Origin of the sequence: Oleiagrimonas citrea (genome assembly GCF_012395255.1) — a bacterium.
Classification (GTDB): domain Bacteria; phylum Pseudomonadota; class Gammaproteobacteria; order Xanthomonadales; family Rhodanobacteraceae; genus Oleiagrimonas; species Oleiagrimonas citrea.
The window spans coordinates 327,368-340,039 of sequence record NZ_JAAZQD010000001.1 but is presented as its reverse complement, the minus strand read 5'-3'; the positions used below and the strand labels follow the sequence as shown (position 1 = coordinate 340,039).

Here is a 12,672-nt window from a genome sequence, read left to right as displayed (position 1 = left end):
AGCGCTCCTACACACGGAGGTTTCTCGTTGTATGCATCCCAAAATCTACGAGAATGTGATCATTGGAAACTTTCTTTATGGTCTTGGTTTTGCCATGCGTCAGCATGCCGATGGCGTTGGACACCAAGGCGCAATAAATCTGCTTCAGCAAACGCCGGCCGACACGCTTCTCGGTGATGTCCTGATGACGTTCCCAGGGATGAGTCGGCTCATCGAGTTCAAGCGAAAGGGGGCTGCGCTCAACAAGGAGACGGTGAGGCACGTCACGTTGACGAAAGCGCTCGAAGACAATTTGGCATTGCAGCGCGTGTCACGACGCATGCACTTGTATCTCGAGTTCTCCGAAACGGAACCGGATGCGGCTTCCATCAAAGTCACCAGTTACCTCGACGCTTTTTCAAGCGATGATGCGTTGACGCAGACCATGGCCGGCTGCATCGAAAAATTCGCGTCCGATGTATCGGAAAGTGCGCGCATGGATCCTGCCGTACGTGCTGCTCAGCGAGAGGAGGAGGCCTTCTACCTGACGCTTGTGCGCAAACTCCAGGGCGAGGGTTCGATTGGGTCTGGCGGGATGCTGCTGATGTCCGATGCAGAGGGTCGTCTCGCTTATGCCTATCTGGAGGATTTGTCCGCGCTGCGCATGACGACGCGGGAGTGGAGCCATGCGCTGGAACAGAAACTTCAGCATGAGCTGACGAGATCCATGTCCCGGGAACGTTCTATAAGTCGGGATCGAGGGCACGGGTTGGAACGGTGATCGTTCTGAACAAGGAAGCGTTATGACCGAAGCCGAAAACGAAGCGCGCCTGCAAGAGCTCTATGACATTGCAGGTCGACTGATGGAGCTTGCGCGAGACGATCAGGATGCGATGCGGGTCGAGATGAACCGGGTGCAAGTCCTTTGTCTGAGTCTTTCCAAAGCGTATGCGAAGCAACTGAGTCATTGGGATCAGACGTTACGAAAGACATTCGTCGAGGTTGCCGAATCCTCCGTTGAACCGACGCGCCACGCGATGGAACAGGCGCGGAAGGATGCGGAATGCGCCGCAGATTCGTATCGGCGGGCGCTTCGGCGACTTGGTTGGGGGCGGTTTCTTTTTGCCTGCGCGATATCAGTCGCGCTGTGGCTGGCTGTACTCGTGAGTGTCTGGGTGTTCGTGCCGTCGCTGGACCAGTTGGCGGCGCGGCGCGCAGAAGTGGCTAACCTGCGTGCGCAGGCCGAACAGCTGAGCGCCCGGGCCAAAGCAGAGTTCACTCAATGCGAGGATCGGGATGGGACGCAGCACCCATGTTTCCGCGATGACGAAAGCAAAGGGCCGTATTTCGACGGGAACAAGACCTATCGTGCCCTGTGGCGTCATTGATGCAGAGGGGCGGTTTGGGGCATCGAGTGGATGCTGCGCTCGTTGCGTTGCGCCTAAGCCGTCTTTCGTAGGTTCCCGGCATCAAGAAAAAGGGGCGCCTCGCGGCGCCCCTTCGATGCGGCTTGATGATGCCGTCGCTTACTGACCGCGCATGCGGCCCTGGAAGCGCGGACCGCCGTTGCCCATCAGCGGCAGCTTGACCTTGCCGATGATCGCGATGCGCTCTTCGGCCATGCGATCGGCGGCCTTGTAGGTCGCGATGTTGTCGCGGTCGGCGATCTCGAAGATACGGCTGACGTTGTGGTACACGGTGCGCATCATGCGCATCGCGCGCTCGCGGTTGTAGCCGTCGATCTCCAGCGACACGTTCATCACGCCGCCGGCGTTGACCGCGTAATCCGGTGCGTACACCACGCCGCGCTTCTTCAGCTCGTCGCCGATCTCGTCGGTGGCCAGCTGGTTGTTGGCCGCGCCGCAGATGATCGGCGCCTTGATGCGGTCGATGGTCTCTTCATTGACCGTGCCGCCCAGCGCGCACGGGCTGTAGACGTCGGCGTCGACGTCGTAGATCTCGTCCAGCTCGACCGCTTCGCAACCCAGCTCGTCGACGCAGCGCTGCACCGCATCCTTGTTGATGTCGGTGACGAACACCTTCGCGCCCTGTTCGCGCAGCAGCTTGATGTACTCGCTGCCGACGTGGCCGCAGCCCTGCACGGCGAAGCTGTACTTGCCGACGTCCTCGTTGCCGTGCTTGTAGTTCAGCGACGCCATTACGCCCTGCAGCGTGCCGTAGGCGGTGAACGGCGACGGATCGCCCGAACCGCCATGCACCTGATGCACACCGGTGACGAATTCGGTTTCGCGGAACACCCACTCCATGTCGTTGACGTCGATGCCGACGTCCTCGGCCGTGATGTAGCGGCCGTTGAGCGAGTTGACGAAGCGGCCGAAGGCGCGGAACAGGCCCTCGGACTTGTCGACGGCCGGATCGCCGATGATGACGGCCTTGCCGCCGCCCAGGTTCAGGCCAGCCACCGCGTTCTTGTAGGTCATGCCGCGCGACAGGCGCAGCACGTCGTTGACCGCCTCTTCCTCGGTCTTGTACGGCCACATGCGCAGGCCGCCCAGGGCGGGACCCAGCACCGTGTTGTGGATGGCGATGATGGCTTTCAGCCCGACATCCTTGTTGTGGCAGAAAACGACTTCCTCGTGACCGGTTTTGGCGATTGTTTCGAAAATCATCGGACTCAAGACTCCGTGTGAGCAGGCAGGGCAGCGCCGTGAGCGGCTGCTTCAGCTCTGGCAAGGGGTGTCAATTCTCGGTGCTAGGTACTTGATTTGACGTGAATTGATGGGCCTCGCAACAGGGCGGGGCCGGCGTATGGGCGCGTAGTGTAGTACCTCGTCGTCGCCAGCGACAGTTTGCGACCAGGGCGGGGTTGTGGCATACGCGACCGCGCCTGCGCAGGGGCAAAATCAAAGACGCCCGCGCAGCGGCGGGCGTCCGGTTCGTGGCCTTCGGGCCGGAATCGTGTTCGTGACTCAGTCGTCGTCGCGGTCGTAGCGGCGGTCGTAGCGGCGGTCGTGCCGACGGTCGTAGCGGCGGTCGTAGCGACGCTCGTGACGGCGTTCCACACGCCGCTCGACACGACGCTCGTGACGCATGTCGCGGCGATACTGCACGTAGCGACCATGCCGGTAAGCGCGGTGCGCGACGCGACGGTTCCAGGCCGCGCGATGGAACACCCAGCGGCCGTCGCGGTGCACCCAGCGCGGATGACTGTACACGTAGCCCGCTCGGTGGCGATGCCAGCGACCCGGCGTCCACACATAGCGCACGCGGTTCCAGCGCCAGTAGCCCGGCGCCCAGAAATAGCCGACGCGCGCCGGCGGAATGCGCTCGTAGCGCGCCGGCGGCGGCGCGATGCCGATCGCCACCGACAAACGCGTTTCGGCCTGCGCCTGCGGAATCGAGGCCACGGTCCCCAGACCCAGGGCGAGGGCGGTCAGCAGCGAGAATTTTCCGAATGTCTTCATGATTGGCTCCGTCGTGGGCGGCGGGTGGCCGCAGTGCAGAAAACGAATCGACGGTTGCCCTCGTTGACGATCCGCGCGGGATCGTTCAGAAACGCGCAAGCTACATGAAGCGGCGTTCAGCCGGACCGGGTGGTCCGGAATGGCCGACGGTGTCGCGGACGGAACGCGCGTCACCGTCGGAAGCGATGTGTCCTGCCGAGGCGACTACATCCGGCACTTGGGTGCATGCCCGCTGGCGCGCGCCTGCTTGTACACCGGCATCAACTGCTGCGCCTGTTGGGCCAACTTGCCGGCCCGCTGGCTCGGCGCGGGATGCGTGGACAGGAAGGCCGGCACCTTGCCACCCTGCTTGCCCATCTTCTGCCACAGCGTCACCGCGGCGCGCGGATCGAAACCGGCCTGCGCCATGTAGCGCTGCCCCAGGATGTCGGCTTCCGATTCCTGCGTGCGCGAAAACGGCAGCAGAATGCCGACCTCCGCGCCCAGACCCAGAGCGGCCATGGTCCGTCCGGCGTCGTTGCCGCGCGAGGCGCCGTACAGCGTGCCCGCCAGCACCGCGCCCTGAACCGCCATGTTGTCCGACATGCGCTCCGCGCCGTGACGCGCGACCACATGCGCCAGCTCATGGCCCAGCACGGTGGCCAGCTGATCCTGCGTGGTGGCGATCTTGAACATGCCCTTGTTCACGCCGATGCGGCCGCCGGGCAGCGCGAAGGCGTTGGCGGAGTCCTCGTCGATGATCTGCACCTGCCAGTTCTGGCTGCGCCATTTCGGTGGCAGCACGGCGATCAGCGCCTTGGCCACGCAGGTTGCGTAGGCGCGCTGACGCGGTGCGTTGGCGAACTTGCCCTTCCGGCCCATTTCGTTGAAGGCCTGCACGCCCAGCTGATTCATCTGCTGATCGGAGACCATCATCAGCTGCTTGCGTCCAGTGGGCGAGGTGGCGCAGCCGGCCAGCACCAGCGCGGCGGCGAGCGAAACGATCAAGGCGGACATCTTCATGCGGCGGTTCTCCCCGTGGCTTCTTCCATGCAGGCCGACACTGTATCGCAGCAGCACGCCGCAGGCCTTTGGCCATCCGGCCGAATGCGTGGCGCAGCAACGCATGCTGCGTTGCACAAATGGCTGTATCGGTGGCGCACGATACAATGGCGGTCTGCATTTTTCTGACCTTGGAGTTCCCATGAGCACGCCCGCCCAGCAGATCCCCGCGAGCGCCGCCCAGGCCGATGCCGCCCCGCTGCGCTTCGTCACCGCCGCCAGCCTGTTCGACGGCCACGACGCCGCCATCAACATCATGCGCCGCATCATCCAGGCGCAGGGCGCGGAGGTGATCCACCTGGGCCACAACCGCTCGGTCGAGGACGTGGTGCGCGCCGCGCTGCAGGAAGACGCCGACGCCATCGCGCTGTCGTCCTACCAGGGCGGGCATGTCGAATACTTCAAGTACATGGTGGACATGCTGAAAGAGCGCGGCGCTTCGCACATCCGCGTGTTCGGCGGCGGCGGCGGCACCATCACGCCGGAAGAGATCAAGGAACTGCAGGACTACGGCGTCGAGCGCATCTACCACCCCAACGACGGCATGCATCTGGGCCTGACGGCCATGATCGAGGACGTCATGCGTCGCACCAAGGCCGCGCGCGACAAGCGTCTGACCGAGGAAACCCCGACCGCGCAGCCGGACTCCGGCAACGAGATCGGCGTCGGCGCGATCATGTCCGCGATCGAGAACGGCGCGCTGTCCGAAGGCGAGCTGTCGCATCTGCGCAAGGAATGGCAGATGGCCGGCCAGCACACCCCCGTGCTGGGTCTGACCGGCACCGGCGGCGCCGGCAAGTCGTCCGTGGTCGACGAACTGCTGCTGCGCTTCCTGCACGCCTTCCCCGAGATGCGCATTGCCGTGCTGGCGGTGGACCCGACCCGTCGCCGCTCCGGTGGCGCGCTGCTGGGCGACCGCATCCGCATGAACAGCCTGCGCTCGGACCGCGTGTTCATGCGCTCCATGGCCACGCGCCGGGCGCATGCCGCCACCAACACGGTGCTGACCGACTGCATCGCGTTCCTCAAAGCCCAGGCCTACGACCTGGTCATCGTCGAGACCGCCGGCATCGGCCAGTCCGACTCGGAGATCGTCGATCTGGTCGATTTCCCGATGTACGTGATGACCTCCGACTACGGCGCGGCCAGCCAGCTGGAGAAGATCGACATGATCGACTTCGCCGAGCTGATCGTGCTCAACAAGTACGACCGCCGCGGCGCCGAGGACGCGCTGCGCGACGTGCGCAAGCAGTGGAAGCGCAACCGCACCAAGTTCGACCTGACCGACGATCAGGTGCCGGTCTATCCGACCATCGCCAGCCAGTTCAACGATCCGGGCGTCACCTGGATGTTCACCCAGCTGTGCCGCCTGCTGCGCGAGAAGCTCGGCGAGTCCGGTCTCGGCTCCGAGCACTGCGACTTCCAGCCCACGCTGGACACCTCCATCAAGGAACCGCGCGCCACCGTGCTGATTCCGGGCCAGCGCGTGCGCTACCTGGCCGAAATCGCCGAGCAGGGCCGCGGTATCAACACGGATATCGAGCGTCAGGCCGAAGCCGCCAGCAAGGCGCAGTACATGCATCAGGCGCTGTCTGAAGTGGGCGATCCGGCGCTGCCCGAGGCGCTGGAGCTGTATCCCGCCGCCGAAGTCAGCGCCAACGCCGGTGCGCACATTCACCGCGACAGCGACGACGAAAGCAGCTACTGGGAAACCGAGGAGAACGGGCAGGGCGGCGTCGACCGCAGCCTGCTGGTGCTGCGCCAGCGCTACAACGAGGCGCTGAAGGATCTGTCCAGTGAGGCCGTCGATCTGCTGCGCGCGTGGCCGGAACGCTACAAGTCGGTCACCGAGGACGTCACCGAATACAAGGTTCGCGACAAGACCATCCGCGTCGAGAACTACAAGGAATCGCTCAGCCACCAGAAAATCCCGAAGGTCGCGCCGCCGACCTACCGCGACTGGGGCGACACCCTGAAATTCCTGATGCGCGAGAACCTGCCCGGTTCCTACCCGTACACCGGCGGCGTCTACCCGTACCGCCGCACCGGCGAGGACCCGATCCGCATGTTCGCCGGCGAGGGCACGCCCGAGCGCACCAACCGCCGCTTCCACTACCTGTCGGTCGGCCAGCCCGCCGCGCGCCTGTCCACCGCCTTCGACTCGGTCACCCTGTACGGCGAGGACCCGGCCGAGCGCCCGGACATCTACGGCAAGATCGGCAACTCCGGCGTCTCCATCGCCACGCTGGACGACATGAAGAAGCTGTACTCCGGCTTCGACCTGTCCGCGCCCACCACCTCCGTGTCCATGACCATCAACGGTCCTGCGCCGATGATCCTGGCCATGTTCATGAACACCGCCATCGACCAGAACGTGGAGAAGTACCTGCGCGAGGACAGCACCCGCTGGGAAGCCGCGCGCAACAAGGTCGAGGAAATCTACGCCGAGCACGGCCGCCCGCATTATTCAGGCGACCTGCCGGACGGCAACGACGGCCTGGGCCTGGGCCTGCTGGGCGTGTCCGGCGACGAAGTCGTCGACGCCGAGACCTACGCCAGGATCAAGGAAGACACCCTGAAAGTCGTGCGCGGCACCGTGCAGGCCGACATCCTCAAGGAAGACCAGGCGCAGAACACCTGCATCTTCAGCACCGAGTTCGCCCTGCGCATGATGGGCGACATCCAGCAGTACTTCGTCGACCACGGCGTGCGCAACTTCTACTCGGTGTCGATCTCCGGCTATCACATCGCCGAAGCCGGCGCGAACCCGATCAGCCAGCTGGCCTTCACGCTGTCCAACGGCTTCACCATCGTCGAGTACTACCTCGCCCGAGGCATGAACATCGACGACTTCGCGCCCAACCTGAGCTTCTTCTTCAGCAACGGCATGGATCCGGAGTACACCGTCATCGGCCGCGTCGCCCGCCGCATCTGGGCCCGCGCCATGCGTGAGCGCTACGGCGCCAACAAGCGCAGCCAGATGCTCAAGTACCACATCCAGACCTCGGGCCGCTCGCTGCATGCCCAGGAGATCCAGTTCAACGACATCCGCACCACGCTGCAGGCCCTGTACGCGCTGTTCGACAACTGCAACAGCCTGCACACGAACGCGTATGACGAGGCCATCACCACGCCGACTGAGGAAAGCGTGCGTCGTGCGGTGGCGATCCAGATGATCATCAACAAGGAACTGGGGCTGAACTTCAACGAGAACCCGTGGCAGGGGAGCTTCATTGTCGATGCGCTGACGGATCTGGTGGAAGAGGCCGTGTACAAGGAGTTTGAGGCGATCAGCGAGCGTGGGGGCGTGCTGGGGGCGATGGACACGATGTACCAGCGTGGCAAGATTCAGGAGGAATCGATGTATTACGAGCACAAGAAGCATGATGGCTCGTTGCCGTTGATTGGGGTTAACACCTTCTTGCCGAAGGAGCATGCTGGGGAGGTTGCCACTGAGATTGAGCTGATTCGGTCGACGGCTGCCGAAAAGGCGCAGCAGATTGCCAATGTGAAGCGGTATGGTGAGGCGCGGAATCCGCTACGGGCTGAGAGTCTGGCTAGGTTGCAGAAGGCGGCTCGGGAGAGGAAGAATGTGTTTGAGGAGTTGATGGAGGCTGTGAAGTTCAACAGTTTGGGGCAGATTTCTCATGCGCTTTATGAGGTGGGTGGGGAGTATCGGCGGAATATGTGAAGCTTTCTGCCTAAGATGCAGAACTCAACTCATTTGGACTTAGCATCTCTAATGGACAAAATGATGGATGAGTGCACGGTAGCCGTCGAGCGGGCGTGCTTACCTTTTGTAAAGTGGGCTGGTGGAAAAAGATGGCTAACAACGGGGCACTGCAGCGTGGTGCCTCGGAAATATAAGCGCTACATTGAGCCATTCTTGGGTGGGGGTGCGGTATTTTTTTCCGAAAACCCTTCTGAAGCACTTCTTTCGGATGTGAATTTAGAGCTAATAAATGCTTACCAAGTGATACGTGACGACTGGAGAGCGGTAGCTCGCGGTTTGGCGAGAATGCAAAAATTCCATAATTCAGATTATTATTATAAGGTTAGGTCCTCTCGGCCGAGAAGTGATGTCGGTCGAGCTTTGAGGTTTCTCTATCTAAATCGTACTTGTTGGAATGGACTTTATCGCGTAAACCGGCAGGGGCAATTTAACGTCCCAAAAGGAACAAAAGAAACTGTCGTTCTCGATACCGACAACTTCGAGCGCGTAGCTGGTTTGCTTCAATCTGCTTGTATCGTTAGTCAGGATTTCGAAAAATCTGTTGAGCAGGCTGTCGCGGGAGATTTCATTTTTGTGGATCCGCCTTACACGGTCAAACATAACTTGAACGGTTTCGTAAAATATAACGAAAAAATATTTAGTTGGTCGGATCAAGTTCGCTTAAAAGATTGCTTGGTGGCAGCCGCTAATCGTGGGGCTCTGATAACAGTAACAAACGCTGATCACGTATCAATTCGAGAGCTTTATGAAGGGTATGGGTCACTTGAGAGAGTCAATCGCTCAAGCGTGCTCGCGGGCTCGCCTTCACGTCGAGGGCGTGTGTCTGAGTTATTGATTCGGATCGGCTGGTAAGTGGCTATTTGAAATTCAGCAACAATGAACTCATGGAGGGGGTTAAATGAGTTTTCTTGACGGAATGAGTCTTGAGGACCTCAAAGGCAAGCTCATCACTGATAAGGCTGCTCTTAAAAAAATCTACAGAGCAAAAAAATCCGAGTTTCAATTCAAGAGTGTAGATCACTCCTTGGTTAGCGACTACGTCCAGCAGGGGTGGGAGGAGTACACCACACCCCTTAAGACGAAGACAAAGTTGCGAAAAAGAAAGACGCATGACCGGCAGTTTGAAGACGACGTTTGGTGCCAGCTCTACGATCTAGGGTATACGTGCCTAAGCTATGATAGAACTTTCGCACTTCCCTATGGAAAGGACCCCGCCGACACGAAACAAATTGACATAGTGGCAGCGAACGAAGAATCCGTACTTCTTGTCGAGTGTAAGTCATCTATTAAATCTAAACGTCCTAAATCTTACAAAGAAGAGTTTGATGCGTTAGTACGACGCATGGGTGGATTCAGGAAATCATTGGATGAAATTTTTCATAGGGGGGTTCGGTTTAAGTTTATCTTTGCGACAAGAAATCTGAGAGTGGATAGTCAGAGCGAAGATATAAAGAGATTGGTTAAGAATAATGTATTTCATTACAATGACAACACCTATGCATACGTTGATAGTCTACTTAAAAAATATAAAAATGCAGCATTTTATCAGTGGAATGGGCTTCTATTTCGAGGTGACTCGATAAGCAGAAGCCCAATTGAGGTGCCCGCCGTCGAGGGTAAAATGGGAAATCGGGTCTATTATATGTTTTCGCTTGAGCCAAACCTGCTCTTGCGAATGGGTTTTATTTTACATAGAACCGAGGCCAACGAATCAGAAATGCCAACATACCAAAGGCTTCTGGTGCCGAGTAGACTAAAGGGAATCACAAAATTCATCGATGGTGGCGGTTATTTTCCTAATTCTATAATTATTAATTTTAATCAGAGGCGTAGCAAATTAAAGTTCGAAGCTGACAGCCGAGGAGAAGATACTCGTTCTAGAGTTGGTTATCTCAAGATACCTAATGCTTACGCCATAGCATATATTATTGACGGGCAGCATCGTTTATACGGATACGCCAACTCTCTGCGAAAAGAATCAAACACGATTCCCGTGGTTGCGTTCAAGGATCTTGATCCATCGGAGCAGCTCAAGATCTTCATGGATATCAATGAAAATCAAAAGTCAGTTAGCGCAACGCTGCGCTTAACTTTGGAAGAAGATTTATATTGGTCGGCAGATAGAGCAGATTCGCGAATTAAAGCACTTCGCTCATCTATAGTTAGGTGTCTCTCGACAGAGCAGGGGCCGTTGTACCGACGTATTCAAATCGGTGAAGATGCTGCTTTGTTGTCTTCTAAACCATTTTCTGACGCTCTTAGGAAGTCTGATCTCCTTCCTCATGCTAAGGGGAATAAGTTTCAGATGCCTGCGTCAAAGTGTGGACTCTACGATACCGCTAATCACGAAAATGATCATGAAATGCGGCGGTGCCGCGCGAGCGCGGTAGCATTCATTAATAAATGCTATGAATTGGTCGAAGACCGTTATCCTATGATATTTGAAAGAGAAAAATATCTTATTCTTTCGAATAGAGGATCTTTTGCTTTTATAAGTTTAATTGGGAGCGTAAACCGGTTTCTTTCGGAGCGGGGAGAGGTCTCTCCGTTGTCATCTCCGGATGCTCGATTTAAGGCTCTGGAGACGTATTTAACTGCTCTATGTGATGGGATAACGAAAATGAGTGAGGAGGATGAAAATAGACTCCTTCAGATGCGTGGTAGTGAAGTTGAGACTAAATGGTTGAGGGAATTCCAAAATCTAGTCCACATCAAGTTCGCTGATTATTGTCCTGAAGAACTTAAAGATTGGCTCGAACGGCAAGATGATGCTTTGCAGGATGAGGGTAGGCGGCTAGGCACTGATATTGAGTCCTTGATAAAACGAGAAGTTATTTCAAAGCTCAAAAATCTCTATGGTGACAATTGGGATTTAGAAATAGGAGAAATAAAGAGCCAGTGCGAGCAGCGGGCCTCAGACGAAATTCAACGTAATTATAAGGAAGGTTTGGGGCGAAAAGAGATTCCGTGGACCGATATGTTCTTTATTAAAGATTATAAGACGATAATCGAGAAGCACTGGAATAAGCGTCCCGAGGGTGCCGAAAATTTCTCAACAATGGAAGAGGTATTCGCCATTGATGCTGGTATCGGTAAATTCAATAGCAAAGGAGAAAAGCTAAAGTGGATGTCTGTGTTCAATTCACATAGAAACTTGTGGGCTCACCAAGGCACTCGAGAAAAGAGGCTAAACCGTGAAGAGGTAACTTTTCTAAGGAATGTTCATTCGGTACTTGTTTCTAGATTAGAGTAAAACAAAAAAGAAATAAGGGGTCATCATTTCGCCCCTGTCAATAGAACCATATGTGCCCGAAAAAGGTGTCACCATTTCGCCGTCGCCTGTCAATAGAACCATAAGCGCCCGTCGCCCCGCTGCCGGGGAGATCGGTGCCAGGAGAAAAGGTGTCAGGGACAATTTATGTGTTTGGTATTAATTAATTTAATCTTTGCATGTGTTATTTATTTTTCTTGGGGGTGATTAATATGTTTGTTTTTTTTTTGTTTGGCTTGTTGGTTGCGGTTTTATTTGCTTTGGGAGCATATACGGGGGTTAGTGGTCGTATGCTCGGTAAGCCATGGCGATTTGTTGCTGCCGGAGTATTTGTTGCGTTCTTTGGATCTGTGGCTATTGGTGCACTTGATGTTGTTGTCAAAATTGCTTTTCCATATCTCAATGATGGTGTGGGTATCGTAAACGGAATGATATCTGGAGTTGTTTATTCATTTGCTGGTGCATTATTTGGGGCGGCTGTTGTAGTGAAATCAAATGCTCTAAGATCCAGGGATTTGATGATTTTCTCGAGCATCAAAGAACGAGTCGAAAACATCGATAAGATGCTTCAAGCATGTGACAAGGAGGAAAGGGGGGGGGTTGTATCAATATTCATCCGTGAATATCGTGAAATGCGAGATTTCGCGCGCCGTGAGGGCATTGAAATTGATGCTGACTAAATCGTGAAAAGGACGCAAAAGGGGGTGTAGGGAAGTGAAAAACGGTGTCAGGGACAATTTCTGGGCAAAAAGGGGGCGGAGGGAATTAATTCTACTCGCGCGGAGGATGTGCATTTCAGCGAATAGGGGACGGAGGGAATTAATTCTCTTCGGAATGAAGTTGCCCCGTTCTGGTGTTCCGGGTCAATGTTGGATGATTTTTTGGCATGCATAAGATCAGGCGAATCCGTAGACCCTTGAAATTTTTTCTGTCCTTGGCACTGGTGTTAATTGTGGCGGCGGTCACCTTCGTGCGCTACGGGATACCGATGCTGGGCAACGATAACGTGCCTTGTAACTACGGGCATGTGGGTGGTTTTGGTTGCAGTAGCTACTTCGGACTATTTGGTCTTATATGGTTTCCGGCTGTGTTCTTCACCATTCGCGGTATTTGGAAACGCTTTGGTGAGCCGTAAGCAAACACTCCCGACGGCGAAAAAAAGAAAAAGGGTGTCGGTAAAAACGGTGTCAGGGACAATTTTCAACTAACTGGGTCGGAGTCCC

The 12,672-nt window shown here is 56.7% G+C and carries 10 protein-coding genes; 7 read left to right on the top strand and 3 right to left on the bottom strand.

Translation table 11 applies throughout. From position 1 onward, the window contains the following. Positions 1-31 precede the first annotated feature (31 nt). Positions 32-760, top strand: a complete 729-nt coding sequence (locus HF690_RS01470) for a hypothetical protein (protein WP_168608207.1) — start codon at positions 32-34, stop codon at positions 758-760. Positions 761-782: 22 nt separating this feature from the next. Continuing rightward, positions 783-1,367, top strand: coding sequence for a hypothetical protein (locus tag HF690_RS01465; protein ID WP_168608206.1), 585 nt, complete (start codon positions 783-785; stop codon positions 1,365-1,367). A 138-nt stretch (positions 1,368-1,505) separates the two neighbouring features. On the opposite strand, the gene HF690_RS01460 is transcribed toward HF690_RS01465, so the two are convergent. The 3 genes from HF690_RS01460 to HF690_RS01450 form a co-directional block, all read right to left on the bottom strand. Beyond that, the gene (locus HF690_RS01460) at positions 1,506-2,609 is read right to left on the bottom strand and encodes a Glu/Leu/Phe/Val dehydrogenase dimerization domain-containing protein (RefSeq protein ID WP_113065954.1); all 1,104 of its coding nucleotides are present in this window, start codon (positions 2,607-2,609) and stop codon (positions 1,506-1,508) included. A 300-nt stretch (positions 2,610-2,909) separates the two neighbouring features. Beyond that, on the bottom strand, positions 2,910-3,404 hold the full coding sequence (locus HF690_RS01455; protein WP_168608205.1) for a YXWGXW repeat-containing protein: 495 nt from the start codon (positions 3,402-3,404) through the stop codon (positions 2,910-2,912). A gap of 204 nt (positions 3,405-3,608) precedes the next feature. After that, the gene (locus HF690_RS01450) at positions 3,609-4,406 is read right to left on the bottom strand and encodes a M48 family metallopeptidase (protein ID WP_168608204.1); all 798 of its coding nucleotides are present in this window, start codon (positions 4,404-4,406) and stop codon (positions 3,609-3,611) included. A 181-nt stretch (positions 4,407-4,587) separates the two neighbouring features. On the opposite strand from HF690_RS01450, the gene HF690_RS01445 reads away from it, so the two are divergent. The 5 genes from HF690_RS01445 to HF690_RS01425 all read left to right on the top strand — a co-directional run bounded on the left by HF690_RS01445 (position 4,588) and on the right by HF690_RS01425 (position 12,584). Beyond that, complete coding sequence (locus HF690_RS01445) at positions 4,588-8,136, top strand: methylmalonyl-CoA mutase family protein (protein WP_168608203.1); 3,549 nt, start codon at positions 4,588-4,590, stop codon at positions 8,134-8,136. Positions 8,137-8,187: 51 nt separating this feature from the next. After that, on the top strand, positions 8,188-9,030 hold the full coding sequence (locus tag HF690_RS01440; protein ID WP_205300774.1) for a DNA adenine methylase: 843 nt from the start codon (positions 8,188-8,190) through the stop codon (positions 9,028-9,030). A 46-nt stretch (positions 9,031-9,076) separates the two neighbouring features. Next, positions 9,077-11,431, top strand: a complete 2,355-nt coding sequence (locus tag HF690_RS01435; RefSeq protein WP_168608202.1) for a DGQHR domain-containing protein — start codon at positions 9,077-9,079, stop codon at positions 11,429-11,431. Positions 11,432-11,661: 230 nt separating this feature from the next. Then, entirely contained in the window at positions 11,662-12,129 is a 468-nt protein-coding gene (locus HF690_RS01430; RefSeq protein ID WP_168608201.1) for a hypothetical protein, read from the top strand. A 236-nt stretch (positions 12,130-12,365) separates the two neighbouring features. Continuing rightward, complete coding sequence (locus HF690_RS01425) at positions 12,366-12,584, top strand: hypothetical protein (protein ID WP_168608200.1); 219 nt, start codon at positions 12,366-12,368, stop codon at positions 12,582-12,584. Positions 12,585-12,672: the final 88 nt, after the last annotated feature.

What these genes read in the sequence shown, in the direction of transcription:
- HF690_RS01470 (WP_168608207.1), top strand. Translation starts at nt 32, where the DNA reads ATGCATCCCAAAATCTACGAGAATGTGATCATTGGAAACTTTCTTTAT.
- HF690_RS01465 (WP_168608206.1), top strand. Translation starts at nt 783, where the DNA reads ATGACCGAAGCCGAAAACGAAGCGCGCCTGCAAGAGCTCTATGACATT.
- HF690_RS01460 (WP_113065954.1), bottom strand. Translation starts at nt 2,609, where the DNA reads ATGATTTTCGAAACAATCGCCAAAACCGGTCACGAGGAAGTCGTTTTC.
- HF690_RS01455 (WP_168608205.1), bottom strand. Translation starts at nt 3,404, where the DNA reads ATGAAGACATTCGGAAAATTCTCGCTGCTGACCGCCCTCGCCCTGGGT.
- HF690_RS01450 (WP_168608204.1), bottom strand. Translation starts at nt 4,406, where the DNA reads ATGAAGATGTCCGCCTTGATCGTTTCGCTCGCCGCCGCGCTGGTGCTG.
- HF690_RS01445 (WP_168608203.1), top strand. Translation starts at nt 4,588, where the DNA reads ATGAGCACGCCCGCCCAGCAGATCCCCGCGAGCGCCGCCCAGGCCGAT.
- HF690_RS01440 (WP_205300774.1), top strand. Translation starts at nt 8,188, where the DNA reads ATGGACAAAATGATGGATGAGTGCACGGTAGCCGTCGAGCGGGCGTGC.
- HF690_RS01435 (WP_168608202.1), top strand. Translation starts at nt 9,077, where the DNA reads ATGAGTTTTCTTGACGGAATGAGTCTTGAGGACCTCAAAGGCAAGCTC.
- HF690_RS01430 (WP_168608201.1), top strand. Translation starts at nt 11,662, where the DNA reads ATGTTTGTTTTTTTTTTGTTTGGCTTGTTGGTTGCGGTTTTATTTGCT.